This window comes from Natronococcus sp. JC468 (assembly GCF_012163165.1).
Classification (GTDB): domain Archaea; phylum Halobacteriota; class Halobacteria; order Halobacteriales; family Natrialbaceae; genus Natronococcus; species Natronococcus jeotgali.
Map to the genome: position 1 here is coordinate 72,469 of NZ_JAAVUO010000012.1, position 23,965 is coordinate 96,433.

Annotated in this window: 28 protein-coding genes, 1 tRNA gene and 1 rRNA gene; 19 read left to right on the plus strand and 11 right to left on the minus strand. The window is 67.9% G+C overall.

The window, feature by feature from the left end; genetic code table 11:
• Positions 1 to 10: 10 nt before the first annotated feature.
• A complete protein-coding gene (gene tmcA / locus GWG54_RS09520; protein WP_167937543.1) occupies positions 11 to 2,269 on the minus strand; it encodes a tRNA(Met) cytidine acetyltransferase TmcA in 2,259 nt (752 codons plus the stop codon).
• 284 nt (positions 2,270 to 2,553) lie between these two features.
• Here tmcA and rpl7ae point away from each other — a divergent pair, with 284 nt between their 5' ends.
• The 8 genes from rpl7ae (at position 2,554) to GWG54_RS09560 (ending at position 6,477) form a co-directional block, all read left to right on the plus strand.
• Positions 2,554 to 2,916, plus strand: coding sequence for a 50S ribosomal protein L7Ae (gene rpl7ae / locus GWG54_RS09525; RefSeq protein WP_008424415.1), 363 nt, complete (start codon positions 2,554 to 2,556; stop codon positions 2,914 to 2,916).
• 11 nt (positions 2,917 to 2,927) lie between these two features.
• Positions 2,928 to 3,152, plus strand: coding sequence for a 30S ribosomal protein S28e (locus GWG54_RS09530; protein ID WP_005557920.1), 225 nt, complete (start codon positions 2,928 to 2,930; stop codon positions 3,150 to 3,152).
• The gene (locus GWG54_RS09535; RefSeq protein ID WP_167937544.1) at positions 3,152 to 3,481 is read left to right on the plus strand and encodes a 50S ribosomal protein L24e; all 330 of its coding nucleotides are present in this window, start codon (positions 3,152 to 3,154) and stop codon (positions 3,479 to 3,481) included. The genes GWG54_RS09530 and GWG54_RS09535 overlap by 1 nt, the downstream gene beginning before the upstream one ends.
• Positions 3,481 to 3,945, plus strand: coding sequence for a nucleoside-diphosphate kinase (gene ndk / locus GWG54_RS09540; protein WP_167937545.1), 465 nt, complete (start codon positions 3,481 to 3,483; stop codon positions 3,943 to 3,945). Before GWG54_RS09535 ends, ndk begins: the two co-directional genes overlap by 1 nt.
• A 172-nt stretch (positions 3,946 to 4,117) precedes the next feature.
• Positions 4,118 to 4,489: a hypothetical protein gene (locus GWG54_RS09545; protein WP_167937546.1), complete on the plus strand. Its 372-nt coding sequence runs from the start codon at positions 4,118 to 4,120 to the stop codon at positions 4,487 to 4,489.
• Positions 4,490 to 4,624: 135 nt separating this feature from the next.
• Positions 4,625 to 5,227 (plus strand): superoxide dismutase, encoded by a 603-nt coding sequence (gene sod / locus GWG54_RS09550; RefSeq protein ID WP_167937547.1) that lies wholly within the window; start codon positions 4,625 to 4,627, stop codon positions 5,225 to 5,227.
• 156 nt (positions 5,228 to 5,383) lie between these two features.
• Positions 5,384 to 5,653: a DUF5827 family protein gene (locus GWG54_RS09555; protein WP_167937548.1), complete on the plus strand. Its 270-nt coding sequence runs from the start codon at positions 5,384 to 5,386 to the stop codon at positions 5,651 to 5,653.
• Positions 5,650 to 6,477 (plus strand): ATPase, encoded by an 828-nt coding sequence (locus GWG54_RS09560; protein ID WP_167937549.1) that lies wholly within the window; start codon positions 5,650 to 5,652, stop codon positions 6,475 to 6,477. The genes GWG54_RS09555 and GWG54_RS09560 overlap by 4 nt, the downstream gene beginning before the upstream one ends.
• On the opposite strand, the gene GWG54_RS09565 is transcribed toward GWG54_RS09560, so the two are convergent.
• Positions 6,474 to 7,052 (minus strand): MBL fold metallo-hydrolase, encoded by a 579-nt coding sequence (locus GWG54_RS09565; RefSeq protein ID WP_167937550.1) that lies wholly within the window; start codon positions 7,050 to 7,052, stop codon positions 6,474 to 6,476. The two genes, GWG54_RS09560 and GWG54_RS09565, sit on opposite strands and share 4 nt — an antisense overlap.
• 119 nt (positions 7,053 to 7,171) lie before the next feature.
• Here GWG54_RS09565 and GWG54_RS09570 point away from each other — a divergent pair, with 119 nt between their 5' ends.
• Both GWG54_RS09570 and GWG54_RS09575 read left to right on the plus strand, forming a co-directional pair.
• On the plus strand, positions 7,172 to 8,353 hold the full coding sequence (locus GWG54_RS09570) for a helix-turn-helix domain-containing protein (protein WP_167937551.1): 1,182 nt from the start codon (positions 7,172 to 7,174) through the stop codon (positions 8,351 to 8,353).
• Positions 8,354 to 8,462: 109 nt separating this feature from the next.
• A tRNA-Glu gene (locus GWG54_RS09575) sits at positions 8,463 to 8,537 on the plus strand.
• Between the two features lie 300 nt (positions 8,538 to 8,837).
• Here the strand turns inward: GWG54_RS09575 and GWG54_RS09580 are convergent.
• Positions 8,838 to 9,689: a hypothetical protein gene (locus tag GWG54_RS09580; RefSeq protein ID WP_167937552.1), complete on the minus strand. Its 852-nt coding sequence runs from the start codon at positions 9,687 to 9,689 to the stop codon at positions 8,838 to 8,840.
• Between the two features lie 84 nt (positions 9,690 to 9,773).
• The gene (locus GWG54_RS09585) at positions 9,774 to 9,953 is read right to left on the minus strand and encodes a hydrogenase maturation nickel metallochaperone HypA (protein ID WP_167937553.1); all 180 of its coding nucleotides are present in this window, start codon (positions 9,951 to 9,953) and stop codon (positions 9,774 to 9,776) included.
• Between the two features lie 234 nt (positions 9,954 to 10,187).
• Between GWG54_RS09585 and GWG54_RS09590 the strand changes: the two genes are divergently transcribed.
• The 4 genes from GWG54_RS09590 to GWG54_RS09605 all read left to right on the plus strand — a co-directional run bounded on the left by GWG54_RS09590 (position 10,188) and on the right by GWG54_RS09605 (position 13,276).
• The gene (locus GWG54_RS09590; RefSeq protein WP_167937554.1) at positions 10,188 to 10,352 is read left to right on the plus strand and encodes a hypothetical protein; all 165 of its coding nucleotides are present in this window, start codon (positions 10,188 to 10,190) and stop codon (positions 10,350 to 10,352) included.
• A gap of 134 nt (positions 10,353 to 10,486) precedes the next feature.
• Positions 10,487 to 11,758 carry an ABC transporter substrate-binding protein gene (locus GWG54_RS09595; RefSeq protein ID WP_167937555.1) on the plus strand — a complete coding sequence of 424 codons (1,272 nt, stop codon included), beginning with the start codon at positions 10,487 to 10,489 and terminating at the stop codon, positions 11,756 to 11,758.
• Entirely contained in the window at positions 11,755 to 12,498 is a 744-nt protein-coding gene (locus GWG54_RS09600) for an ABC transporter ATP-binding protein (RefSeq protein WP_167937556.1), read from the plus strand. Before GWG54_RS09595 ends, GWG54_RS09600 begins: the two co-directional genes overlap by 4 nt.
• Entirely contained in the window at positions 12,491 to 13,276 is a 786-nt protein-coding gene (locus GWG54_RS09605) for an ABC transporter permease (RefSeq protein WP_167937557.1), read from the plus strand. Before GWG54_RS09600 ends, GWG54_RS09605 begins: the two co-directional genes overlap by 8 nt.
• A 26-nt stretch (positions 13,277 to 13,302) precedes the next feature.
• Here the strand turns inward: GWG54_RS09605 and GWG54_RS09610 are convergent, their stop codons facing one another.
• Together GWG54_RS09610 and GWG54_RS09615 are read right to left on the minus strand one after the other, a co-directional pair.
• Positions 13,303 to 14,133, minus strand: coding sequence for an ABC transporter permease (locus GWG54_RS09610; RefSeq protein ID WP_167937558.1), 831 nt, complete (start codon positions 14,131 to 14,133; stop codon positions 13,303 to 13,305).
• Between the two features lie 39 nt (positions 14,134 to 14,172).
• Positions 14,173 to 15,243: an ABC transporter substrate-binding protein gene (locus GWG54_RS09615; RefSeq protein ID WP_167937559.1), complete on the minus strand. Its 1,071-nt coding sequence runs from the start codon at positions 15,241 to 15,243 to the stop codon at positions 14,173 to 14,175.
• Positions 15,244 to 15,592: 349 nt separating this feature from the next.
• Between GWG54_RS09615 and GWG54_RS09620 the strand changes: the two genes are divergently transcribed.
• Together GWG54_RS09620 and GWG54_RS09625 are read left to right on the plus strand one after the other, a co-directional pair.
• On the plus strand, positions 15,593 to 16,495 hold the full coding sequence (locus tag GWG54_RS09620) for a hypothetical protein (RefSeq protein WP_167937560.1): 903 nt from the start codon (positions 15,593 to 15,595) through the stop codon (positions 16,493 to 16,495).
• Positions 16,496 to 16,501: 6 nt separating this feature from the next.
• Positions 16,502 to 18,220, plus strand: a complete 1,719-nt coding sequence (locus GWG54_RS09625) for a PQQ-binding-like beta-propeller repeat protein (protein WP_167937561.1) — start codon at positions 16,502 to 16,504, stop codon at positions 18,218 to 18,220.
• Between the two features lie 39 nt (positions 18,221 to 18,259).
• Here the strand turns inward: GWG54_RS09625 and GWG54_RS09630 are convergent, their stop codons facing one another.
• Positions 18,260 to 19,030, minus strand: coding sequence for a class I SAM-dependent methyltransferase (locus GWG54_RS09630; protein ID WP_167937562.1), 771 nt, complete (start codon positions 19,028 to 19,030; stop codon positions 18,260 to 18,262).
• Positions 19,031 to 19,037: 7 nt separating this feature from the next.
• On the minus strand, positions 19,038 to 19,340 hold the full coding sequence (locus GWG54_RS09635) for an amphi-Trp domain-containing protein (RefSeq protein ID WP_167937563.1): 303 nt from the start codon (positions 19,338 to 19,340) through the stop codon (positions 19,038 to 19,040).
• 92 nt (positions 19,341 to 19,432) lie between these two features.
• Between GWG54_RS09635 and GWG54_RS09640 the strand changes: the two genes are divergently transcribed.
• Both GWG54_RS09640 and GWG54_RS09645 read left to right on the plus strand, forming a co-directional pair.
• Positions 19,433 to 19,717: a metalloregulator ArsR/SmtB family transcription factor gene (locus GWG54_RS09640; RefSeq protein ID WP_008424367.1), complete on the plus strand. Its 285-nt coding sequence runs from the start codon at positions 19,433 to 19,435 to the stop codon at positions 19,715 to 19,717.
• 88 nt (positions 19,718 to 19,805) lie between these two features.
• Positions 19,806 to 20,363 (plus strand): hypothetical protein, encoded by a 558-nt coding sequence (locus tag GWG54_RS09645; RefSeq protein WP_167937564.1) that lies wholly within the window; start codon positions 19,806 to 19,808, stop codon positions 20,361 to 20,363.
• 24 nt (positions 20,364 to 20,387) lie between these two features.
• Here GWG54_RS09645 and fer read toward each other — a convergent pair whose 3' ends face one another.
• Together fer and GWG54_RS09655 are read right to left on the minus strand one after the other, a co-directional pair.
• Positions 20,388 to 20,870 carry a ferredoxin Fer gene (fer, locus tag GWG54_RS09650; RefSeq protein WP_245242771.1) on the minus strand — a complete coding sequence of 161 codons (483 nt, stop codon included), beginning with the start codon at positions 20,868 to 20,870 and terminating at the stop codon, positions 20,388 to 20,390.
• 61 nt (positions 20,871 to 20,931) lie between these two features.
• Positions 20,932 to 23,145: an AAA family ATPase gene (locus GWG54_RS09655; RefSeq protein WP_167937565.1), complete on the minus strand. Its 2,214-nt coding sequence runs from the start codon at positions 23,143 to 23,145 to the stop codon at positions 20,932 to 20,934.
• 155 nt (positions 23,146 to 23,300) lie between these two features.
• On the opposite strand from GWG54_RS09655, the gene GWG54_RS09660 reads away from it, so the two are divergent.
• Positions 23,301 to 23,600 (plus strand): DUF4242 domain-containing protein, encoded by a 300-nt coding sequence (locus GWG54_RS09660; RefSeq protein ID WP_167937566.1) that lies wholly within the window; start codon positions 23,301 to 23,303, stop codon positions 23,598 to 23,600.
• Positions 23,601 to 23,723: 123 nt separating this feature from the next.
• Here GWG54_RS09660 and rrf read toward each other — a convergent pair.
• Positions 23,724 to 23,845: ribosomal RNA gene (gene rrf, locus GWG54_RS09665) — 5S ribosomal RNA — on the minus strand.
• Positions 23,846 to 23,965: the final 120 nt, after the last annotated feature.

Below are 23,965 nucleotides of genomic sequence, written 5' to 3' on the forward strand. Positions count from 1 at the left end.
CCGCCGCGAGTCAGCCGTCCGCGAACCGATCCCGAACCTCGAGCGCAGGTTCGGTCCCGTAGCGGTCGACCAGCGGGACGAGCGCGTCGCCGAGCGCCCGCATACACTGGCCGGCGGAGTGGTACCCGAGCCGATCGGCGACGGCCTCCCAGTCGCGGCCCTGCAGCGCCCGCACGACGAGCAGGCGCTCCTCGCGTTCGGTCAGCTCGAGGTCCCCGGGGCGTTCGACGAGGAAGCGGACGACCAGCTCGCGGAACGGGCCCGGATCGACGTCGAACAGGCCCGGCCCGTAGGCGGCGCCGGCGACGACCCGCCACTCGTGGGCGGTCAGCTCGAGGGCGGGAGCGGCGTCGGCGGGAACGGTCCGCAGGACCGCGCGGGCGACGTCGGGCTCGAGGTCGCGGAGGGCGTCCGTACAGAGGGCGCCGAACCGCCGCGCGAAGCGAGCGGCGTGACGGTCGCGTAGCTCCCGCCCCGCCTCGGTCGTCGGCGAGAGCATGAGCGCGGAGTACTCGCCGCTGGCGTCGTTTCTGGTCGTCGAGACGTGGACCGCCGCGTAGCCGTTCGCGCGCCAGAACTCGAGGAGGCCGGGGGTCGCGCCGAACCCGGTGCCGAGCCAGTCGACCGCGTCGCCGTACTCCTGGCGGATCTCCGCGAGCAGCCGCGAGCCGAGCCCTCGCGAGCGGACGGCGTGGTGGGTCGCGATGCGGACCACGCGGATCCCCGCGGGTTCGCCCGCCCGTTCGTCCCGCAGCTGACTCGTGAGGACGTCGGGGAGCATGTTCCCGCGGATGCGCCCGCCCTCGTACATCATCGCCCGCTGCTCGGCCGAGAGCTCCCCTTCGCGGGCCAGCAGGGCGACGCTGACGACCCGTCCCTCGTGGACGAGCGCGCGGGCCTCGAGGTTCGGCGCGTCGAGCAGCCGGGCGAGGTCGCTCGGCTCGGTGCGGTAATGGGCGAGCACGAGCAGCCCGAACGCCTCCCGCAGGAGCCCCTCGTCGGCGAGCAGGGCCTCGGGCTCGAGCCGTCGGTACGCGACCGAGTCGGGGTTGGCGTCGGCCACCAGCTGTGCGACGGGCGGGCGAGCGTCGAGCAGCAGGGCGCGGAAGGCCCAGACCTCGAGGGGGTCGCCCGCCGCGTAGCGGATCGGCTCCGCCAGCACCCGTTCGGTCACGGCGTGGTCGCTCTCCGCGAGCCGATCGCGGAACCGGACCGAGAACCCTCGACCCGCACCCTCGTAGCCGTGGACCGTCGTGGCGAAGGTGATCCGCTCGGCCGCAAGCAGGTCCTCGAGGACCGACACCGGGAACGCGGCGGCCTCGTCGACGACGACGACGTCGGCGTCCCCGAGCCGTTCGATCGCCTCGATCGGCTCGCGGTAGCGCACGCGCCCGCCGGCGGTCGTCTCGATCCGGCGTGGCTCGGCGACCTCGACGACGCCGAGCGTCTCGCAGAGCTCCCCCGCCCGGTCGAACACCTCCCGGGCGTTCCGCGAGGCGGGCGCGGTCACCAGCACGTCCTCGTCCGCGGCGGCGAAGGCGCCCGCGGCCAGCCCCGCGGCGCTGGATTTGCCGCGGCCGCGGTCGGCCTCGAGGACGACGGCCGCCGGAGCCTCGAACAGCGCCTCGAACGCGGCGACGGCGTCGACCTGGTCGGCGGTGCGACAGGCCTCGTAGGCCGCGGTCGGAAACCGGTGTTCGGACGGGGGTTCGAGCCCTTCGTCGTCGCCGTCGCGTCTCGGAGCCGGCTCGGTCAGGCCATCGTCGACGACGCCGTCCTCGAGGTCGACGACGCCGATCCCGCGGTGGGCGCGCAGCGTCTCGACGAGCCGACGTCTGAACCGCCCGGTGACGTCCGAGAGCGAGAACGGCGGCACCGCCAGGGACTCGTCGAACCCGTCCCGGCGATCGGGCCAGTCCGCGAGGGGCGGCGTCAGCAACACGAAGAGTCCGCCGCCGTCGATCGTTCCGACCAGCTTTCCCAGGGCGTCGGGCCGGAGCTCGTCGTGAGCGTCGAGGACGACGACGTCCCTGGTCGTCCCCAGCAACTCGCCGGCCCGGCTCTGGGCGAGTCGCTCGCAGCGGAGTCGATCCGCGGGCCCCACCAGCGTCGTCCGGGTGATCGGCACCGCGAGCGCGTCGAGGACGTCCTCGAGCGCGTCGTACCCTCGCTCCCGGTCGCCGGCGAGCACCAGCGCCCGTCGCTCGTTCGTCCGCGCGGCCTCGGCCCGGAGCGACCGGGCGAGCTCGACGGCGTCGTCCGCGATCATGGTCTCGGGTCGTCGTCCGGCGGGTAAGAGGCCACGGTCTCGCGGTCGAGCGCCGCGCTGCGAGTTTCGATCCGAAACCGCCGCTACCGGTCGTGCGGACCGGTCCCACCCGCTCGAGCGTTTGGACACGCTTTTAAGGAGGGCAGCGCTATCCGGTAGTACACCCTACGCGGGGTTGATGATGCTCCTAGCCTCACAGGACTTCCGCCGGCACCGCGCCGGCCCGGGACCCAGCCCGGATGGCAGGGGAGCGCGAGCCCGCGCGTAGGAGAGGTGAACAACCAATGTCAGTCTACGTCACAACCGACATCCCAGCCGACCTCGCCGAGGACGCCCTCGAGGCCCTCGAGGTCGCACGAGACACCGGACGAGTAAAGAAAGGAACCAACGAGACCACCAAAGCGATCGAGCGCGGCAACGCCGAACTCGTCTACGTCGCCGAGGACGTCTCCCCCGAGGAGATCGTCATGCACCTACCCGAGCTCGCCGACGAGAAGGGCATCTCCGTCGTTTTCGTCGAGACCCAGGACGACGTCGGCCACGCCGCCGGCCTCGAGGTCGGCTCGGCCGCCGCGGCGATCGTCGACGCCGGCGAGGCGTCCGACGACGTCGAAGAGATCGCCAACAAGGTCGAGGATCTCGACTGAGGTGACCTGAGATGAGTGCTGAAGAGAACGAAAGCGGATCCACGCCCGCCGAGGTCATCGAGGTCGTCGGCAAGACCGGCATGCACGGCGAAGCCATGCAGGTCAAGTGCCGCATCCAGGAGGGCGAAAACCAGGGACGAATCATCACCCGAAACTGCCTCGGGCCGGTCCGCGAAGGAGACGTACTCCAGCTTCGCGAGACCGCTCGCGAGGCCGACTCCATCGGAGGACAATAATGGTCGAGAAACGCACCTGCGACTACACGGGCGAGGAGATCGAGCCCGGAACGGGCATCATGTACGTCCGCAACGACGGCACCGTGCTCCACTTCGTCGACTCGAAGGCGGAGAAAAACTACAAGCTCGGCCGCGAACCCCGCGACCTCGAGTGGACCGAGGCCGGCCGCGCCGGCAAGGGTCCCGCGGAGGCCGACACGCCCGCCGACGAGGACGCCGACCAAGACGAGGACCTCGAGGCCGAGGCCGACGTCGACGAGGACGAGGACGTTCCCGCCGGCGACGAGACGGTCGACGAAACCGAGGATCTCGAGGAGAGTGAGGCCTGATGGCTGACGCCGAGCGCACCTTCGTGATGGTCAAGCCCGACGCCTTCGCGCGCGGGCTGGTCGGCGAGGTCGTCTCCCGACTCGAAGAGCGCGGGCTCAAGCTCGTCGGCATCAAGATCGAGAACATGCCCCGCGAGCGGGCCGAGGAACACTACGGTGAGCACGAGGACAAGCCGTTCTACGACGACCTCGTCGACTTTATCACCTCGGGTCCGGTCGTCCCGATGGTCTGGGAGGGCCAGGACGCGACCCGGCAGGTTCGCCAGATGATCGGCGAGACTGACCCGCTCGAGGCCGAGCCCGGAACGATTCGGGGCGACTACGCGCTCGACCTCGGTCGGAACGTCGTCCACGCGGCCGACCACGAGGACGAGGGCGCCAACGAGCGGGAGATCTCGCTGCACTTCGACGAGGACGAACTCGTCGACTACGAGCAACACGACGCCGAGTGGCTCTACGAGTAACGAGCCGTCGCCTCTCGGGATCGTCGTCCGCTTCTGGAGCATATTTTTATCCTAGATACTATTTGTTAAATTAGAGTGGCTGCCGGAATACATAGACGGAACATCTAATGTACGGGCTGTAGTAGACGAACCCGGTGGTTTCGAATGGTAACTCACGGTAGGTGGTTCGTGGATGCGTAAGCGAGAACAGGACTCGAGATCGGTTTCGACGACGACTCCCGCGCTGGATCTGATCTTCGATCTGCTCTCGGACCGGCGGCGGCGGTACGCGCTGTACTGTCTCTCCGACCGGACCGACGGCGTCGCGGACGTCGACGAGCTGACCGACGCGATCGTCCGACTGGAAAACGAGACCGGACACGTCGGCCAGACGGAGGCCGATCAGCACCGGCTGACCGTCCGGACGGAGCTGCAACACTCCCATCTGCCGAAGCTCGCCGACACCAGTTTGCTCGAACACGACCCGCGCAGCGACACGGTCCGCTACTGGAGCCAGCCCTCGCTGGAGGAGTGGCTCGAACACGCGAAACACAAAGAGCTGTAGCCGACCGACCGCGCCGTCGTCAGTCGATCCTCGCGCCTGGACGCCGTTCTCGCTTCCGCGCCCTGTGGGGTGGTAGCATTCCCATCCTCAAAGCTTAACAGGCGAGCTGTCGATACGACGCATAGAGGTGTACTTATGACTGATCACGAACTTCCCGAACTTCCGTACGACTACGACGCGCTTGAGCCGGCGATCTCCGAACAGGTCGTCACCTGGCATCACGACACGCACCACCAGGGCTACGTCAACGGCCTGAACGGTGCCGAGGAGGAACTCGCCGAGAACCGCGAGAACGGCGACTTCGAGTCGACCCCGGCCGCGATGGAAAACGTCACCCACAACGGCTGTGGACACTACCTCCACACGCTGTTCTGGGAGAACATGTCCCCCGACGGCGGCGGCGAACCCGAGGGAGACCTCGCCGACCGCATCGAGGAGGACTTCGGCTCCTACGAGGCCTGGAAGGGCGAGTTCGAGGCCGCCGCGAGCGCCGCCGGCGGTTGGGCGCTGCTCGTGTACGACCCGGTCGCCAAGCAGCTGCGCAACCTCAAGGTCGACCGCCACGACCTCCACGCGCTGTGGGGCGCCCATCCCATCCTCGCCTGCGACGTCTGGGAGCACTCGTACTACTACGACTACGGCCCGGACCGCGGCGAGTTCATCGACGGCTTCTTCGACGTCGTCGACTGGGACAAGGCCGCCGACGAGTACGAGAAGTGTCTCGACCACTTCGAGTAAGCGACGACCTGGCAACCCACGTATTTTTTGTCGCCGTCAGCCGCCCAGCGACAGCCCTCGCCTCGCGGGAGCGGCCGCCGACTGGAGGCCGCGCTCGAGCCGATTTCGACGCCGAGACCGGTGCGGTCTTGTGGCGCCGCGCCGATAGCAACGTCCATGCCAGTTCCGAAAGACGAGTTCGACCAGCTCCCGCCCTGTGACTTCTACACGCCCGCGGAGCTGTTCGAGGACGATCAAATGTACACCGTCTACGAGATCGCGCGCCTGCTCCAGGGGATCGAGCCCGACGCGGACATCGACCGCGAGACCGAGGACATCCTGCTGGACTGGGCGATCCCGTGGGTGATGGTAAACGCCGACGACCTCGTGGTCGCTGAGCCCCGCGACGAGGACGAGCCCGGGTTCTACGGACTGAAAGAGGAATGATCCTCCTCGTGGTCGGTGCCGACCGTGTCGACGCCGGCAAGACGACGTTCTCGACCGGGTTGCTCGAGCGCACCGGCGCGGTCGGCGCCAAGCCTCGGGCCGGAAACGACTACTGGTTCGACCACGACGACTGTCGGCGCGCGCTCGCCGAGGGACGGCTGTACGGCAAGGACGCCACGCGGCTCGCGGCCGCGGAGGGTCGGGGACGAGAGCCGGAGCGACTCAACCCCGTCCACCGGCTGTGGCGGCCGAGCCCCGGCGGCGGGACGGGGCTGCTCGGGCAGACCGACCGGGAGTTCGTCGTGGACAGGGTCGGCGGCCCCGACGGATCGACCTACGTTCGCAACGCCACCGTCCCCGTCCCCGATGGGGTCGCCTCGGCGCTGCCCCTCGAGGACGCGATCCCCGTCGAGTCGGTCGACGAGCTCAACGCGGTCATGACCGACCGATACGTGCCGGCCTTCGACGCGCTGGCGGACGAACTCGAGGCGACCGACGTCGCCGTCGTCGAATCCTACGGCGACATCGCCCGACCGCTGCCCGATCTCGACCCCGCGGCGATCGCCGCGGTCGCGGCCGTCGAACCGGGTCGGGCCCGTATCTACCCCGGAGATCGCTACTGCCGGGCCTGCGAGGTCGCCAGCTCGAGCCCGAGAGACGGCAGTCTCGAGAAGCGGGTGCCGACGGTCCTCGACTACCTCGATCCCCTCGAGCGGGTTCGGCTGCCGCCGCTTACGGGCGAGGAACGCGAGGACCCGGAACGGGTCGCGACGGCCTACGCCGACGCCTACGACGCCCTGCTCGAGGCCGCGGGCCGCGTCTAGGCCTGCCGGGCCATCCGCGAGGAGAGCTCGACGTGGTCGTAGGGGTTCGTGGTTACGCTCGGGCCGTGACCCGTGTGCATCTCCTCGAGGTCCGGCGAGAGGCGCTCGAGCAGGCGGTCGATGCTCTCGATCAGCGTCTCGCGGTCGCCCTCCTCGAGGTCGGTTCGCCCGAAGCTGCCGTTCTGGAAGACGAGATCGCCCGCGAGGAGGATCCCCGCGTCGGCCGAGTAGAAACAGAGGTGATCGTCCTTGTGCCCCGGCGTGTGGACGGCGACGTACTCGTGGTCGCCCAGTCGCACGGTCTCCCCGTCGGCGATTCCGTGGTCGACGCCGTCGATCGACGGATCGTACCCCCAGGCCTCGACGTCGAACGCCGATTTGACGGCCTCGAGATTGCCGACGTGGTCGGGGTGGGTGTGGGTGAGCACGACCGCGTCGATATCGTCGACTTCGGACTCGAGACGGTCCACGACGTCGAAGTTCGCGCCGGGGTCGACCACCACCGTTCGCTCGCCGGTAACGAGGAAGACGTTGCTGGTAAACGCCTGCACGCCCTGGGCGAGATTCGTGATCATGGAGGGCCGTACAGCGCCGGGGGGCTTGTGCGTGTCGACCTCGCGTCCCCGACGCGACGGGGAACGACGGACTCGGATATTCACAACCATTTTGAGCTACGGCACGTAGTAGCGGACGAATGACTCGGTCGGTCCCCGTCGGGGTCGGGATCCTCGTCGTTGTCGTCGTGCTCGCCGGTCTCAGCCTCCCGGTGGCGATGGTCGGTTCGGTCGGCGGCGACCAGTCGTCGCTCGCGGCGTCCGAGCCCGCGCCGACGACCCGCTCGCTCGAGCAGCTCGAGCCGCAGGACTTCGACAGCACGGCCTTCGAGATCACCGTCCACGAGAACGGGAGCGCGACCTGGACGTTCCGACACGAGCGGCGGCTCGCGGACGAGGAAGAAGAGGAGAACTTCGCCGCGTTCGCCGAGGAGTTCGAAAGCGAGGAGACCGGACTCTACGAGCGGTTCACCGATCAGTCCAAGGCACTCGCCGACACCGGATCGCAAGCGACCGACCGGGAGATGGAAACGACCGCGTACAACCGCTCGGCGACGACCGAGTACCGTCCCGACGCAGTGGGAGTCATCGAGATGTCGTTCGTCTGGAACGGATTCGCCGACGTCCAGGAGGATCGGATCGTCGTCGGCGACGTCTTCCAGAACCTGTACCTGGGCGCCGATCAGTCGCTCGTGATCGAACCCGAGGGCGACCTCGTGATCACCGCCGCCGAGCCCGAGGGCGAGTACACCGGCACCACGATGGAAAACGCCACCTCGATGACCTGGACCGGCGAGCGCGAGTTCCTCGAGGGCAATCCCCGCGTCGTGTTGCGAGACGCCGACGCCGTCGGCAGCGGCGACACCGCGGGAACGGCCGACGGTTCCGAGGGGTTCCTGCTCTCGTGGCCAGCGCTGCTCGGAACGACCGCGGTCGTCATCGGGGCGGTGATCGCCGTCGCCTGGTACCGGAGCCGAGACGACGAACCGCCCTCGAGCGAGGCGACCGAATCGACCGAACCGATCGGCCCGCAGCCCGAGCCGGAGGCGGCGACCGCGGAGGAGTCGGCGTCGGAATCGCTCACCGAGAACGAACTCCTGACCGACGAGGACCGGGTGATCAGGCTCGTTCAAGACAACGGCGGACGGATGAAGCAGGTCAACATCGTCGAGGAGACCGGCTGGTCGAAGTCGAAGGTGAGCATGCTGCTCTCGGAGATGGAACGCGAGGGGAGCATCAGCAAGCTCCGCGTCGGCCGCGAGAACATCATCAGCCTCGAGGGGTACGAGCCCGAGGCGGCGAAGTCGCCGTTCGACGAGTAGGGGCGCGTTGGGCACCGAGGCCCGTGTTACGACGCGCCAGAGCCGGATCGAAACGGAACGCTTAAACATTACACGGCGTTACGAAAGAGTGCAGGCAGAAGCCGACCGCGCTCCGATGGTGTAGTCCGGCCAATCATATTGCCCTCTCACGGCAATGACCAGGGTTCGAATCCCTGTCGGAGCACTTCTACGACGAACTACTCGATGAGCACCGCAGAGTGTGTGCGAGTCACACCGTGAACTCGATCACGGGATTCGAAGTAGAGAAACGCGAGCGCAGCGAGCGTCTCGCGTGGTTCGAATTCCTGTCGGAGCACTCCTTTCGTTTTCGGTTCTCGATCGAGGAGGACGATTCGCGCTCGAGAGTTCGGTATCGTCGGTGATCCTGCGTTCGTACTGTCGGGTGAAATCGTTCACGTAGCGGTCGCATTCGAACGGTCGCCTCCGGCGACGGTCCGTGAGGCGCGATCGGTTTACGGAGGGATCAGTCAGGGGCGACCGCCGCCCCCTCGGCGGGCTCGAGCGCGTCGATCCAGGACGTCCCCTCGTTTTCCGGAACGGTGACGTCCCCGAGGACCGCCTCGCAGTCCCGACAGGCGGCCCAGGCCGAGACGTGCGTGGGCTGACAGCACGGGTCGACCCGCTCGCGGTACCGATCGACCGCACCGCCGCAGGCCGGACACCGCTCGAGCAGGAGCCGCAGCCGTCGGAGAAGCGCCAGGCGTCGGTCGCGCTCGAGGGCCGTCCAGCCGTCGACGGTCTCCCGGAGGACGGACGCGGCCGCGACGTCGGCGACCAGCGCGGCGTCGGACTCCCACCGGAGGAGGCGGTTGCCGTCGATCGAGTACGCCCGCGAGCCGCGTTCGACGGCTTCGTCCGCGCCGACCAGTGCCGCGACGTCGTCGGCGTCCGGCGCCTCTCGACGCTCGGTCTCGCCGCGGAGCTCCGTCCGGAACCGGTCCGCGAGCGAGAGCGCGCCGTCGGGCGTCCGCTCGGCGACGCCGGCGGCGACGAGGACGTCCCAGGGGTCGTCCGCGTCGTCGTCCTCGAGCGAACGGGTTTCGATCGGTTCCTTCCCGAACAGCTCCAGCACCGACGCCGGCAGGTAGCGTTCGGTGAGTTCCGGCGTTCCGGGAACGAGGTAGCCGCGGAGCGAGACGGCCGTGAGGAACACGACGAGTGCGGCCGCCCCGACCGGGGGGGCCGTGACGGCTCCAAGAACGCCCGCCAGGACGAACGAGATCGCGACGTTCACGGCGGTACACGGCAGACACCGGTTCTCGCCGGTGTACTCGGGCCGTCGGAGCGCTCCGAGTCCCGTGGGAGGTGATCGCATGGCTGAGGTGAGACGAGCTACTACCGGCCTCCGCAAAAACGTTCGTACCGTGCTCCCTCGAGGTCCCGCGTCGAACGCTCGCCGTCAGTCGACGTCGCCGATCGCTCCGGAGTGACACTCGGGACAGCGAAGGGTCCCCTTCGTCGGGGCCGCGGCGTCGCTCCGCGGAAAGGTCGCTCGACAGTCGCGACAGCGGACGGTCGCCCGCTCCTCCGGTTCGAGACGCGCTCTCGGGAGTCGCAGGTCGTCGCCGTAGGGGTCCATGAGTGAGGTATTGACACCCGTGGTAAAAGAACCCTCGGATGGGACGGCTCCCTCGGATGACGTTCATCATTCTTCCCGTTCTCGCCGCAGTGAGTGGGTCTACCACGGCATTCGGTGCATTCGAGACCGGTGAAAAGCGACCGGCGAACGCAACCGCGCTCGTCATCTTTCAGAGGTCCCTTGCTCGAGTGTCGAACGCTTCGAACGTCCCCGTATTCGACCCTGACTACTACTATGAGTTCGAACGATCTACTCGTCGATAAGTGTCCAGTCTGTGAAACGTACTTCGCCGTGACCTCGAGCGCCGACCTCCAGCGGCGGCTCAACGCCCACGAGCTCGAGCAGCACGGAAAGGTCAACCCCTCGCGGGTCGACCACACGGCGACGAACCACCGGTAGCGACCGCCGACTGTTTTGCGGCCCGTTCGGGACGACGAGCGCGCGAGGACCGACAGGGCCCGCGACACCCGGGACCGAGAGCTGACCGGAACCGGGGGTATCCTTATGCGGTCCCACATGATCTGTTACGACGAATGCGTTCGCGAACGTTCTGGGTGCTCGACGACGCGGATCGGCCCGTCGTCGACGACCTCGCCGTCGGGCTGGGACGGACGTCGGCACGGGTTCTGGCGTACCTGTTGTTGCGGGCCGAGCAAGCGGACGACCCCGCGACGACGCTCCGGCTACGGGTCGGGACCGGGCTGAGTCGGTCGCCGATCAGCGACGCGGTCGCCCGGCTCGAGGCCGCCGGGCTGATCGAGCGCTCGACCGTCGACACCGACGCGACGGGGCGTCCCCCCTCGGCGTGGACGCCGACGACCGACCTCGCCGCGAGCCGCCGCCGTGCGTACGACGCCCACGCGACCGCGCTGCTCGAGCGGGCGGAGACGATCTTCGAGCCCTCGGCGACCGGGTCCGAATCCGACTCGGCGCGATCGGGTGTGTCAGAACTCTCGGTCGCGCTGAACTGGCGTCCGAACGGGCTCCACGTCCCCTTTTACGCGGCCGTCGAGACGGGGTGGTACGACGAGTACGGCGCCGACGTCGAGTTCGACCACCGCGAGGGATCCCGGCGCGCCGTCGACGCGGTCGCCGCAGGCGACGCCGATGTCGGGCTCGCCGGGGCCGCGACCGTGCTCCGGGCCAGGGCGGCAGGGGTCCCCGTCGTCCCGATCGCGGTCCTCTACCAGCGTGCGATGGCGGTACTGTACTCCACCCGCGAGGTCTTCGGGACGGAACTCCGGAGCGTCGACCAGCTTCGGGGTCGGCGGATCGGTATGCCCGCCCGCTCGGAGACCGGGGTCCTCGGTCGTCTGTTCGTCTCGCAGGCCGCCCTCGAGGACGACCTCGAGATCGAGGAGACGGGCGGCGAGGAACGGACGGCGCTTTTATCCGGAGACGCCGACGTCGTGACGGGATCGATCACCGACCCGCGGGAGCTCGAGCGGCGGGGGAAGACCGTGGACGCGCTGTTTCCCACCGATCACTTCCCGATCTACGGGCCGACGATCGTCGCCCGCGAGCGGGCGCTCGAGCGACGGCGGCCGTCGCTGGAGGCGTTTCTGTCGGGTACCGTCGGCGGCTGGGCCGAGGCGATCCGCGGCGCCGACCGGGCGGCCGAACGGATCGCCGAACGGGGCGACGACCGGCCTGACCGCGTCCGGGAGACGTTCGAGCGCGCGCTCGAGGAGTTCGGACACAGCGACGACACCCGCGAGCGGGGCTGGGGGTGGCAGCGGGAGCGAACCTGGGACAGGCTGCGAACGGCCCTCGAGCAGGGCGGGTTGCTCGCGAGGGAACCGTGATCGACCTCGAGAACCTCTCGGTGACGTTCGACGGATTCACGGCGGTCGCGGACGTCGACCTCCGGATCGACGACGGGGAGTTCGTCACCGTCGTCGGCCCCTCGGGCTGTGGCAAGACGACGCTCCTTCGGGCGATCGGCGGGCTTCAGGAGCCCACTCGGGGGACCGTCGCTGTCGACGATCGCCCCCCGTCGGCGGCACAGGAGGCGGGCGACATCGGGTTCGTCTTCCAGCAACACACCCTGCTCCCCTGGAAGAGCGCGCTCGAGAACGTCGTCTTCCTCCGGGAGCTGGCCGACGAGCCGCCCGATCGCGAGGGTGCCCGCGCCCTGCTGGAGACGATGGGACTCGAGGGGTTCGAGGACGCGCGGCCCGCCGCGCTCTCGGGCGGGATGAAACAGCGCGTGGCCATCGCGAGGGCGATCCACCTCGGCGCCGACGTGTTGTTGATGGACGAGCCGTTCGGGGAGCTCGACGAGATCACCCGCGACGAACTCGGCGTCGAGATCCGGGCGCTCTGGCGGCGCGAACGGAAGACGGTCGTCTTCGTCACCCACAGCGTTCCCGAGGCGGTGTTCCTCGGGGATCGATGCGTGGTAATGTGCGACCGTCCCGGTCAGATCGAGGCGACGTTCGACGTCGACCTGCCGAGCCCGCGGGACGCGGAGGTGCTGGGGTCCCGGGCGTTTCAGAAGCAGGTCGCGACCGTTCGGCGAACCCTCCACGAGAGCTATGAGTGAACGCGCCGAGACCGGTCGGATCGCGGGAAGCGACGTCGTCTATCCGACCGCCGCGCTCTGTGCTGGCGTCGCGCTCTGGTGGGCGCTCGCACGCCTCCTCGAGATTCCGTCGTTTCTCCTTCCGTCGCCCGGCGCCGTCGCCGCGCGGCTGGCGGGAAACCCCGAGCTGTACCTCGCGAACGCGGTGTACACGCTCGAGAAGGTCGTCTACGGCGGCGCGATCGGGATCAGCGCCGGCGTCGCCCTCGCGGTCTTCGTCGCCTACGTTCCGTGGTTTCGCCGGGCCGTCTACCCCTACCTCGTGACCGTCAGGGTCCTCCCGAAGCTCGCGGTGGCGCCGCTGTTGCTCATCTACCTGGGGACCGGAACGGCGACGGCGATCGTCTTCGTCGCGCTCATCACGTTCTTCCCGCTGGTGTTGAACGCGGCCGCCGGACTCGATCGGGCGCCGGCGGCCCACCGCGACCTGCTGCGATCGGTCGGGGCCGGGCCGCTCGAGCGCCTGCTGTACGTCGACGTCCCGTACGCGATCCCCGACGTCTTCGCCGGGTTGAAACAGTCGGTGACGCTCGCCGTCGTCGGCGCCGTCGTCTCGGAGTGGGTGGTCGCCGACGACGGCCTGGGCTTTCTCATCCTGTCCGGATCGGAGAACGTCCGTCCGGACGTCATGCTCGCCGCGCTGGTCGTCCTGCTGATCGTCGGGCTGGCGCTGTACGGCCTCGTCGCCGTCGCGCAGGGATACGTCTACGACCGACTCGGCCTCGAGGCCCGCGACTGACTGCGCCGAAACCGACGGCGGGGTGGTCACCGCCAGAGCAGGCGCTCGAGGGCGACCGGAACGAGGTAGAAGGCGATTCCGACCAGCGAGAGGACGACGAGGGCGGCGTAGGTCTCGGCCGTTCGGAGGTACGCCGCCGTCTCGAACACCCTGTAGCCCAGCCCGGCGGTGAGCGCGACGAACTCGGCGACGACGGCCCCGACGACCGAAAGCGTCGCGGCGATCTTGAGCCCGGCGAAGACGCTCGGTGCGGCCGCGGGGACGCGGATCCGGACGAAGACGGCGGTCGGCGACGCGTCGACGGTCCGCGCCAGCTCGAGGTAGGACTCGGGCGTCCCGCGGAGGCCGTCGAGGGTCGCGATCGTGATCGGAAACACCGTCAGCGTCGCGACTACCAGCGACCGAGCGGGGATCCCGCGACCGAACCAGAGAAAGAGCAGCGGGGCGATCGCGATCACCGGCGCGATCCGAAGCGCGACGACGTACGGCAGGACAGTCTTGGCCGCCGTCCGGGAGCGGACCATCGCGAAGGCGAGCCCCGCGCCGACGGCGGCGCCGGCGACGAGTCCGATTCCGGCGGTCGCCGCCGTCACGGCGGCGTCGGCCAGCAGCGTCGGATACGTCTCGACCAGCGCCGCGCCGACCTCGGCCGGCGACGGGAGCACGATCGTCGGCACGTCGCGGGCGAGGACGAACCCGTGCCACGCGGCCAGCAGCGCCGCGAACACGATCGACGGCGGAAGGAGCCACACTGCCACCCCATGGACGATCGACCGCGACCGCTCGAGCCCGTCCCGGCCCTCAGGAACGCCCTCGAGCCCGCGGCCGTCGCGTCGGTCGGCGCGCTCGTCGATCATCGCGGGGGGCGATCCGAACCCGCGGGTCCGGCGGTGCGGTCACCCATCGATGCGGTCGGCGAACGCCGAGACGTACTCGTCCTCGCCGTCGAGGTACTCGTTCGTCCAGACCTCGCTCGGATCGACTTCCGACTCGAGGACGCCGGCGTCGGCGAGCACGTCGCGGGTCTCCGCCCAGGGCTCCGGCGCGCTCGCGCCCCACCCCTCGGTCTCGACCGTCTCCGAGACCACGTACCCGGCGTGCATCTCCGACCACTTCTCGTACTGGTTCTCCCGGGTCTCCTCGAGTTCGGGCTGGACGTCGACGAGGTGGTCGATCGCCTCCTCGGGGTTTCGCGCCGCCCAGATGGTCCCCCTCGCGGTCGCCCGGAGGAAGGCCGCGACGGTCTCGGGGTTGTCCTCGGCGAACGACTCCTCGGTCGCGATCAGGTGGCCGTAGGACGGAACGGCGTCGTGGATCTCGAGGACGTCGATCTCCCTGCCCTGGTGACGGGCGTCGACGACGTCGCCGAACACGCCGGCGGCGACGTCGATCTCGCCGGCCAGTAGCTGCTGGACGGTGTCGAACCCGGAGTCGACGTACTCGATGGTGTCGAGGAGGTCGTAGCGCTCGAGGTAGGCCTCGGCCATCGTCCGGACCATTCCGGGGCCGCTCCCGACGGTGGCGCCCTCGAGCCGTTCGGGATCGGCGAGCTCTCCGAACCCCTCGCGGTCGGCGAAGATCACGTTCGGGTTCCGCTGCATGACGATGCCGACCGCACGCGGCGACAGTTCGTTGTCGTTGACCGCCAGGATCTGGTCGGCACTCGAGATGGCGAACTCGGTGTTGCCGAGCCCGGCCTGGTTCGCAGCGAAATCGGAGCCGTCGCCGCTCTCGAGTTCGACGTTCGCGAATCCCTCCGCCTCGTAGAACCCCTCCTCGCGGGCGGCGACGTAGGGCGCGTGGAGGCCGCCCAGGTTCCAGTTGAGCAACAGCGATACCGACTCCCCATCGACTCCCTCGTCCGAGGGCGTCCTCTCGCCTCCGCCGAGCCGGCCGACACACCCCGAGAGGGCGATCCCGCCGCCGACGGCGAGGACGCCGCGTCGTGTATATTGCGTGTGTTTCACACTCTCACCGATAGAGTGTGTCGCGGAAAGTGGATATAAATCATTTGGACGAACGGTTAAGTACCGGTCCTCGGAATCGGAGGACGGTCTCGGATCGTGTCGATACGTCTTCGAGGTGGTATCGACCGCCGGTTGACGTTCTACACTTACCGGCTGTCGAAGCGCGATCGGGTTCGTGAGCGAGCCGGGAGCGGTCTCGAAAAGTCGAGAGCGACGGCTCAAGACAGATAATTCCTCGTACTAGTTGTAGATTTATTATAATAAGGTCTAAGATAGTGTAGGTTGGCCACACACATGGCATGGTAGACGAAAACAAGGGACACGACAGGCGATATCGGGAGTACGAGACATGACGACGGCACAGATCACCGACGAGGCGCAACGCCAGCTCGCACGGACGCTGGACGTCGAACGGGTGGACGACGGCGATCCGTTGACCATCGAGCGGCTTCGGCGGGAAGTGGACGAGGTGGACGATCCCGAGTTCGCCTCGATGGGCGAGGCGATTCGAAGCGACCTCTCCGGACGGGTAGACGCCGAGTTGCTCGAGCGGGAGCTCGAGGCGCTCTCGGACCAGCTCGAGCGACTGCCGGAGGTCCGCGAGCAGGGGATCCCGGAGGGAGAGACCGAGGCGGAGGTGCTCTATCGCGAGCTCGCCGAACCCGGCTGGGAGATCTACGACCACCTCGTCGACGTCGATTTCTTCGAGAGCCTCGAGGCGAACCTGCCGCGGTTCACGCCCGAGCACATCGCGGGGACGGCCCACGAGCTGATCGCCTCCGACGAGCTGACGGCCGAACTCGAGGCGCTCGGGTTCGACGAGCAGGAACGGATCGCGCTGGTGATGGACGTCACGAACAACAACGATCGGCTCGCGCGGTGGGTTCCCACGCGGGAGATCCCCGAGGAGGTGGAGTTCGGCGTCGAACACGTCCCGCCGCTCCACCAGCGGGCGGCGGGCGGAGCGTTGCTGTGGATCGACGCGTTAGACGTCCACCTCTGGCAGAACCGGGTCCTCGTCACCGACGAGATCCTCGACGACGGCTACTGGGACGTCAAGGCGCTGCTGGGCGGGTTCTACCTGCTGGCGCAGGCAGCCCTCGAGATCACCCGGGAGGACGGGCTGACCGACTCGCAGCTGACCGCCGCGATCACCGCCGGGGCGGCAATCACGATCGTCAACCAGGAGGAGATCTGCAAGAACGTGTTCTGGATCACCGAAGAGATGCGCGCGCCATCCGAAGCGAGGTAATCATCAATGTCACTCGAAGAAGACAGGGCCGTACAGGCCGCAAAGGATACGGTTGTAAGGGAGACTGACCAGGGGTTCCGCGTACTGGGTTCCCCCGACAAATCGGTCACGCACCAGCACGACATCGATCGAATCGAGGAGTTCGACGTCACCAACGAGATGATCCAGGAGTCCGGCGATAACCCGGAGGCCTGGCTCACCTACGGCGGCAACTACGGACAACACCGCCGTACGACCGCCGACGTCATCACGCCCGACAACGTCGCCGACCTCGAGGTCGAGTACATCCTCGAGGTCGGCGCCGGCTCGAGCATGGAGGGGACGCCGCTGATCGTGCCGGGCGATCCCCCGATCATGTATCAGTCGAACGGCCCGAACCACGTGAAGGCCATCGACGCCCGCGAGGGCGACATCCTCTGGAGCTACACCTACGCCGTCCCCTCGGACGTCGTACTGTGCTGTGACGACAACAATCGCGGCGTCGCCGCCTACGGCGACAAGGTCTTCATGACGACGCTGGATTCCGGGGTCGTCGCGCTGGATCGCTACACCGGCGAGGAAGCGTGGTACACCTCGACCGCGGACCACGAGGAGGGGTACTCCGCGACCTGGGCCCCGGTCGCGTTCGACGGGATGGTCTTCACCGGCAGCGCGGGCGGGGAGTACGGCGTTCGCGGGTTCCACACGGCGCTGGATGCCGAAACCGGCGAGGAACTGTGGCACACCTGGACCTCGCCCGAGACCGAGTGGGTCGGCGACAGCATCAACCAGTCCTGCGCGACGAACTGGATGAACGCGACGATCGACGTCGAAGAGCGCCGGCTCTACCTCCCGATCGGCAACCCCGGGCCGGACTTCGACGGCTCCGTCCGACCGGGACCGAACCGTAACAGCTGCGGGACGCTGACGCTGGATATGGACACCGGCGAACGGCTGTGGGCCCACCAGGAGGTCGCCCACGACGTCTGGGACTACGACTCCGCGGCGCCCCGGATCCTCATCCGGGACATGGAAATCGAACACCGCAACACGACCAAAGACGTCGTCGTCTCGGCGGGGAAGACCGGTTGGGTCTACACGATGGACGCCGAGACGGGCGAACTCATCGAACGCAGCGAGCCCGGCGTCCAGCAGCTGAACATGTACCGGATGATCCCCCACATCGACGAGGGGCGCCGGATGCCGTTCATGCCGGGCGCGATGGGCGGGAACGACTGGCAACCGCCCGCCTACAACCCCGAGACCGGGCTCGCGTACATGAAGATGAACAACTCGCCCCAGGAGGCCTGGTGGCGCTTCGAGGAGTACGAGGAGGGCAAGAAGTACTGGGGCGGCATCCTCGAGGACCAGACCGAGGCGGTGCCGGACGACTACAACGGAAAGATCAGCTCCATCGTCGCGATCAACCCGGAGACCGGCGAGCGCATCTGGCGCGACTGGATCGAGAGCGAAGCCTACATCTGGGGCGGACTGATGACGACCGAGACCGGCGTCGTCTTCACCGGAACACAGAACGGCGACTTCATCGCCTACGACGGCGAGTCCGGCGATCGGCTCTGGGAGTACGACCTCGGCGAGGCGTCGATCGCCGCCAGCCCGATGAGCTGGTACGACCCCGACACCGAGAAGCAGTACGTCGCGATCCAGGTCGGCGGCAGCGGCTGGCTCCGACGCGGTTCCGGCGGCCGCGACACCCGCCTGGCCGTCTTCTCGCTGCCGGAGTGAGCGATCCGCGGCGTTCGTATTTTTCGAGCCGTCGCCCGATCAGGAATCGGCAGCCGGCCGCGCCACGATGACGACGTACGGCTCCGATCGACCCGACAGTTCGAGGCGCTCGAGGGCGTCGATCTCGAACCCGACCTCGGCGACCCGATCCGACCAGTACGCCTCCGGGTCGGGGTCGCCCTCGACGCCGTCCGGAACGAGCGGCAACTCGAGGATCCCGAGCGTCGCGTCGGGCGCACAGACCCGCCGTAGCTCGGAGAGCGCGGCCGCGGCGCTCTCGGCCGGCAGGTCGTGGAGGACCCGACACGCGGTCGCGACGTCGATCGAATCGGTCTCGAGCGGGAGCGTCGCCGCGTCGGCGGCGATCGGTTCGACCGCCAGGCCGGCGCGGGCGGCGTTTCGACGCGCCAGTTGCGGTCCGTTCCCCAGGATGATGCGGTCGTCGAAGACGTCGAGACCGAGCACCTCGACGCCGTCGGGAACGTGGGGCGCCAGTCCCACCAGGGATCGTCCCGTTCCACAGCCGACGTCGAGGACCCGATCCGACCGATCGAACGGAAGTCGGCTCGCGAGCGCGTCGTACTTCGCGCGCTCGAGCGACCACGGCGGCGGAGAGCCCAGCCGACGGAGCGTCCGCCCGGTGCGGACGGCCGCGACCGTCGCGATCGCAGCCGCGACGAACCGACGCCCTCGACATTGCGTCCGGGCCCCGACGACGGCCGCGACCGCGATCGAGACCGCGTCGACTCCGAGCGATCGGAGCCGGCGACGCCAGTGGTAGACGCCGAAGTAGTATCGCGGCCCGATCACGCCCCGCTCACTCGACCCGCAGGTCGCTCCCCTCCCTGGCCTGCTCGAACTCGAGTTCGATCTCCAGTTCCGAACTGCGCTGGCCGGAGAACTCGATCTCGACCTCGATCGGCTCGCGGTACTCGAAGGGGATCTCCCAGCTGCTCCCCGAGATCGTCAGCGACGCGTCGTCCTCGAGTGCGTCGGCGATCTCGCGAAGGAAACCCGCCGTCTCCGTTCTCGAGAGATAGATCTCCTGCTCGAAGAACCCGTCCGTGATGACCCGTCGCTCGGGCCGTTCGTCGTCCGGAAACTCGACGTTATTCCCCATGGTGTCGACTACCACGCCGTCGATACATAAATGTGCGTGACGGGCCCGGGAGCGACGGTAACACTAACTACCGCGTGCGTGTACGGTAGTTCATGACGCTGCTCGAGGCGTTGGGAAACGCTCGACGCCTGAAGATCATCCGGGAGCTCTCCCGAGAACCGAAGTACGTGTCCGAGCTCGCCGAGGCCGTCGGAATGAACGGAAAGTCGGCGGTACACCACCTCTCCGTTCTCGAGGAGGCGGGACTCGTCGACCACTACCGGCGCGGGAACCGGAAGTACTACCGCCTCGTCAACGACGTCGAACTGTACGCCGCGCCGCCGCCGGAACGCACCTTTATCCTTCAGACGACTGAACAGGTCGAGGAATCGACGTAGCCGTCACGCTCGGTCGGCTTCGTTTCGTTCGTGCTAGAATTGAAATACGAGCTAAAGGTATTTACACGACCGTGTTGATTGTGCCCGTATGCCAGAGTGTACACACTGCGGCGAGGAGTACCCGGCACCGGGGCCGTACAAGAGCCACGTACTCACGTGTACGAACGAGAACGGGGCGGTCTCCACAGACGAGCCCGTCGAGGGGACCGCCTCCGCGTCGTCCGACTCGAGCGAGGAGGCGGATTCGAAGACGACGCCGATCGATCAGCACATCGAACGCGTCGTCGACGACCGACTCGAGACGGTCGAGTCCGAACTCGCGCAGATGTCCGAGGACGTCGACGAACTCGAAAATTTCGCGACGATCAGCCTCGGTGAGCGGCGACTCGACCAGGCCGAGGCGAACCTCTCGGAGTTCTCCCAGTCGCTCACCGACCTCTCCGAGCAAACCCTCGAGCAGGTAAACGAACTCGAGGCCAGACTCGAGTTCCAGACCGTCGTGCTCGCGACGGCGCTCGACGCGCTCGCCGAGGCCGACGTCGACGTCGACACCGAGCCGATACGAGCCTACCAGCAAGAACAGATCGTCACCGATCGCTCTCCCTCGAAGCGACTCGAGGACGCCATCGAGCACCTCGAATCCTGAGTTCGGTGGTCCGCGTCCTCGCGGCTACACCTCTCGGACGCCGATGACCCGATCCTGCAGGTAGTCGAGATACATCGCGTTGTAGACGAGTTTCACCTCGTCGGTTCGGGGGATCGACTGACACGTGAGGACGATCCGTCGCTCCTCGACTTCCTCCTCGGTCAGGATGAGATCCATGTCCATCTCGACGTCGCCCTCGTAGACGATCCCAGCGCAGTTGGCACACGACGCGGCGCGGCACTCGTAGGGCCACTCGTACCCCTGGTCCTCGGCCGCGTCGAGGATGTATCGGCGTCCGCTGACCTCGATCCGTCCGTGATCGACGTCGTCGAGGTCGGCCTCGGCCGCCTTCTCGAAGAGGTCATCGTCTTCGATGTCCCACCCGCGCTGGCTCAACACCTCGTAGTTGAGGTACTCGACGGTCCTGACGGGACCGGCGTCGGTCTCGCCGTCACCGCGTTTCGCGGCGTCCTCGCCGAGCCGAACGTGAGGGAGATTGGGGGACATACACAAGCACTAGCGACGCTCCTACTTAGCATCCGTGGTCGCCGCCTCTCGGTTCGGCGACTCACTCGCCGTCGAGGAACGCGTCGACTTCGCCCTCCCGTCGGACGAACTCGTCCGCTCGTCCCTCGGCCGTCGACTCGAGCGCCCGATCGAAGTGCGCGGCGGTCACCTCGATCGCCTCGGGGCCGGGGACCGTTCCGGCCTCGCCGCCGGTTCCCCTCGAGTCCTCGACGTAGTCGCGAACGGCGTTCATCGCCGCGCCACGACAGAGTCCCTCGATGTCGGCGCCGACGGCGCCCTCGGTTCGCTCGGCGAGCGCGTCGAGATCGACGTCACCGGCGAGGGGACGATCCCGGAGGTGAACCTCGAAGATCTCCCGCCTGGCGGTTCGGTCGGGCTCACCGACGCGAACGTGTCGTTCGAACCGCCCCGCCCGGAGCAACGCGTCGTCGATCCGGTCCGGCCGGTTGGTCGTCGCCAGAACGACGACGTCCTCGAGCGCCTCGAGCCCGTCGAGTTCGGTCAGCAACTGGCTGACGACTCGCTCTCCGACGGCCGTCTCTCCCGATTCGCCGCGGGCTCCGGCGATAGCGTCTATCTCGTCGAAGACGAGTACCGTCGGCGCGTTCTCCCGGGCCGTGCTGAAGACGTTTCGGATCCCGCGCTCGGACTCGCCGACGTACTTGTCGACGAGTTCCGGCCCCTTGACCGAGATGAAGTTCGACCGCGCCTCGTTGGCGACGGCGCGGGCCAGCAGCGTCTTTCCGGTCCCGGGCGGTCCGTACAGCAATACGCCCGTGGCCGGACGCAGCGACACCTGATCGAAGGCCGCCGCGTACTCGAGGGGCCACTGCACGGTCTCCCGGAGCGTCCGCTTGGCGTCGTCGAGTCCGCCGATATCCGCCCAACTCGCGTCCGGAACCTCGACGAACACCTCGCGCATCGCCGAGGGTTCGATCTCGCGCACCGCCGCCTCGAGATCCGATCCGTCGATCTCGATCGCCGCCGTTCGATCGATCGAGAGCTCGATCTGCCTCCCGGGCGACTCCTCGCGCAACCGCCGAAGCGCGTACATCGCACCCTCCCTGATCAGGTTCTCGAGATCCGCTCCCACGAAGCCGTGGGTGCGCTCGGCGTAGCGCTCGAGATCGACGCCGTCGCTCAGGGGGACGTCGGCCGCGTGGATGTCGAGGATCTCCGCCCGCCCGTCGGCGTCCGGCACGCCGATCTCGATCTCGCGGTCGAACCGACCGGGACGACGGAGGGCGGGGTCGATCGAATCGATTCGATTCGTCGTCCCGACCACGACGACCTGCTCCCCGTCGGCTCCATCATCGAGGACGGAGAGTAACTGGGCGACGATCCGGCGTTCGGCATCGCCGACGTCCTCCCGCTTCGGCGCGATCGCGTCGATCTCGTCGATAAAGACGACCGCGGGCGCGTTCGCCTCGGCCTCCTCGAAGATCTCCCGGAGCCGCTGTTCGCTTTCCCCGCGGTACTTCGAGACGATCTCCGGCCCGCGAAGCGTTCGAAAGTGCGCGCCGACCTCGTTGGCCAGCGCGCGGGCAACGAGCGTCTTCCCGGTTCCCGGCGGTCCGTACAGGAGAACGCCCTTCGGCGGGTCGATCCCGAGCCGATCGAACAGTCCCGGATACCGCATCGGTAACTCGACGACTTCCCGAACCTGCTCGAGTTCCTCGTCCAGTCCCCCGACGTCGTCGTACGTCACGCCGACGGCGCCCGGATCGCCCTCCGCGTCGCCGACCGTCGCCGATTCCGGCGAGAGCACGACCGACGTCCAGTCCTCGACGACGGCGGGCCCGGCCGGCTCGAGGTCGACGACCTCGATCGGGACGCTTCGTGTCTCGGTTCCCGATCCGTCGGCCAGCGGAACCGTTACCGTCTCCGCGTCCGAGAGAACCCGCCCGACCAACGCGTCCCGCTGCGAGAGTTCGAGGGCCTCTCTCGAGGGAACGTCCTCGGGAAGCGCGATCTCGACGCGCTCGGCCGATCGAACGTCGGCCGGCTCCGCGCGGACCGTCTCGCCGGGGGCGACGTCGAGCCGCTCCGCGAGCCGGCGGTCGAGACGGACCGTTCGAGCACCCGTCTCCTCGCTCGGTCGCGACGTCACCTCGGCGACGACCGATTCCCCCATCGGTCCCTCGAGCGAGACGTACTCGCCGGGCTCGGTGCCGAGCGCGGTTATCGTCTCCCGCTCGAGAGCGACGACCCTCTCCGTCCGATTCGAAACGAGCGGCTTGACGGTGAGTCTCATTGCGCGGTGTCTTTTGATAACGTGTCACGTGTGAGTGCAAGAACGTTTGGATCGGTCCCGCGCCACCCCGACCCCGAACGAACGGGTCGAGTCCACCTCACCGTTCGATCCCTACGAATGTTTATTGGATATGACGTTGAGAGGTAACACGGACCATGACGAATGACGACCTGGAGGACTACCTTATCCTCCGTGCGCTCGACGACCCGATCAGCGAAACCGACCTCGAAGCCGCCGCCGAGCAGTCAGGCGACGCCCTCGAGGAATTGCGCGACGAGGGCGTCGGCATCCGCTGGGTCGAATCGGAAGTGCTAACGAACGAAGACGGACAGGTCACTGGCACGTACTGTCACTACCGGGCCGAAGACACGGCTGCAGTCCGTGAACATGCCGAGCGAGCGGGGCTTCCCGCTACGCGGATCGACCACAAAGGAGACCCGCTCGAGGGCGAGTAACCGGGAATCGACGGCTCGAACGGATTACTGAGCAGCCCGTTCGTTCATCGACGGACGGCTCGGCCGACGTGGTCGACATCGACGTCTCGAGGAGTTGTAACTAGTTTATGAAAAGGGTATGAATGAGAGCGGCGAATCGGTGTTTCCAGAGGGTCTCCCACTCCAGTACTTGCCGAAACGCAGGCGAGCTTATCTTCCGTGTTCGGGATGGGTACGGGAGGCACCTCGCCGCTGTGGCCGCTGTAACGCCGACCGGCGGAATCGAACCGCCGTAAGACCACTGTCGGTCATCGATATGAGTGGTGGGCGGCGAATCGGTGTTTCCAGAGGGTCTCCCACTCCAGTACTTGCCGAAACGCAGGCGA

Excerpts from the sequence above, each read along its gene's own strand:
- tmcA (WP_167937543.1), bottom strand. The coding sequence starts at position 2,269 with ATGATCGCGGACGACGCCGTCGAGCTCGCCCGGTCGCTCCGGGCCGAG.
- rpl7ae (WP_008424415.1), top strand. The coding sequence starts at position 2,554 with ATGTCAGTCTACGTCACAACCGACATCCCAGCCGACCTCGCCGAGGAC.
- GWG54_RS09530 (WP_005557920.1), top strand. The coding sequence starts at position 2,928 with ATGAGTGCTGAAGAGAACGAAAGCGGATCCACGCCCGCCGAGGTCATC.
- GWG54_RS09535 (WP_167937544.1), top strand. The coding sequence starts at position 3,152 with ATGGTCGAGAAACGCACCTGCGACTACACGGGCGAGGAGATCGAGCCC.
- ndk (WP_167937545.1), top strand. The coding sequence starts at position 3,481 with ATGGCTGACGCCGAGCGCACCTTCGTGATGGTCAAGCCCGACGCCTTC.
- GWG54_RS09545 (WP_167937546.1), top strand. The coding sequence starts at position 4,118 with ATGCGTAAGCGAGAACAGGACTCGAGATCGGTTTCGACGACGACTCCC.
- sod (WP_167937547.1), top strand. The coding sequence starts at position 4,625 with ATGACTGATCACGAACTTCCCGAACTTCCGTACGACTACGACGCGCTT.
- GWG54_RS09555 (WP_167937548.1), top strand. The coding sequence starts at position 5,384 with ATGCCAGTTCCGAAAGACGAGTTCGACCAGCTCCCGCCCTGTGACTTC.
- GWG54_RS09560 (WP_167937549.1), top strand. The coding sequence starts at position 5,650 with ATGATCCTCCTCGTGGTCGGTGCCGACCGTGTCGACGCCGGCAAGACG.
- GWG54_RS09565 (WP_167937550.1), bottom strand. The coding sequence starts at position 7,052 with ATGATCACGAATCTCGCCCAGGGCGTGCAGGCGTTTACCAGCAACGTC.
- GWG54_RS09570 (WP_167937551.1), top strand. The coding sequence starts at position 7,172 with ATGACTCGGTCGGTCCCCGTCGGGGTCGGGATCCTCGTCGTTGTCGTC.
- GWG54_RS09580 (WP_167937552.1), bottom strand. The coding sequence starts at position 9,689 with ATGCGATCACCTCCCACGGGACTCGGAGCGCTCCGACGGCCCGAGTAC.
- GWG54_RS09585 (WP_167937553.1), bottom strand. The coding sequence starts at position 9,953 with ATGGACCCCTACGGCGACGACCTGCGACTCCCGAGAGCGCGTCTCGAA.
- GWG54_RS09590 (WP_167937554.1), top strand. The coding sequence starts at position 10,188 with ATGAGTTCGAACGATCTACTCGTCGATAAGTGTCCAGTCTGTGAAACG.
- GWG54_RS09595 (WP_167937555.1), top strand. The coding sequence starts at position 10,487 with ATGCGTTCGCGAACGTTCTGGGTGCTCGACGACGCGGATCGGCCCGTC.
- GWG54_RS09605 (WP_167937557.1), top strand. The coding sequence starts at position 12,491 with ATGAGTGAACGCGCCGAGACCGGTCGGATCGCGGGAAGCGACGTCGTC.
- GWG54_RS09610 (WP_167937558.1), bottom strand. The coding sequence starts at position 14,133 with ATGATCGACGAGCGCGCCGACCGACGCGACGGCCGCGGGCTCGAGGGC.
- GWG54_RS09620 (WP_167937560.1), top strand. The coding sequence starts at position 15,593 with ATGACGACGGCACAGATCACCGACGAGGCGCAACGCCAGCTCGCACGG.
- GWG54_RS09625 (WP_167937561.1), top strand. The coding sequence starts at position 16,502 with ATGTCACTCGAAGAAGACAGGGCCGTACAGGCCGCAAAGGATACGGTT.
- GWG54_RS09635 (WP_167937563.1), bottom strand. The coding sequence starts at position 19,340 with ATGGGGAATAACGTCGAGTTTCCGGACGACGAACGGCCCGAGCGACGG.
- GWG54_RS09640 (WP_008424367.1), top strand. The coding sequence starts at position 19,433 with ATGACGCTGCTCGAGGCGTTGGGAAACGCTCGACGCCTGAAGATCATC.
- GWG54_RS09645 (WP_167937564.1), top strand. The coding sequence starts at position 19,806 with ATGCCAGAGTGTACACACTGCGGCGAGGAGTACCCGGCACCGGGGCCG.
- fer (WP_245242771.1), bottom strand. The coding sequence starts at position 20,870 with ATGTCCCCCAATCTCCCTCACGTTCGGCTCGGCGAGGACGCCGCGAAA.
- GWG54_RS09655 (WP_167937565.1), bottom strand. The coding sequence starts at position 23,145 with ATGAGACTCACCGTCAAGCCGCTCGTTTCGAATCGGACGGAGAGGGTC.
- GWG54_RS09660 (WP_167937566.1), top strand. The coding sequence starts at position 23,301 with ATGACGAATGACGACCTGGAGGACTACCTTATCCTCCGTGCGCTCGAC.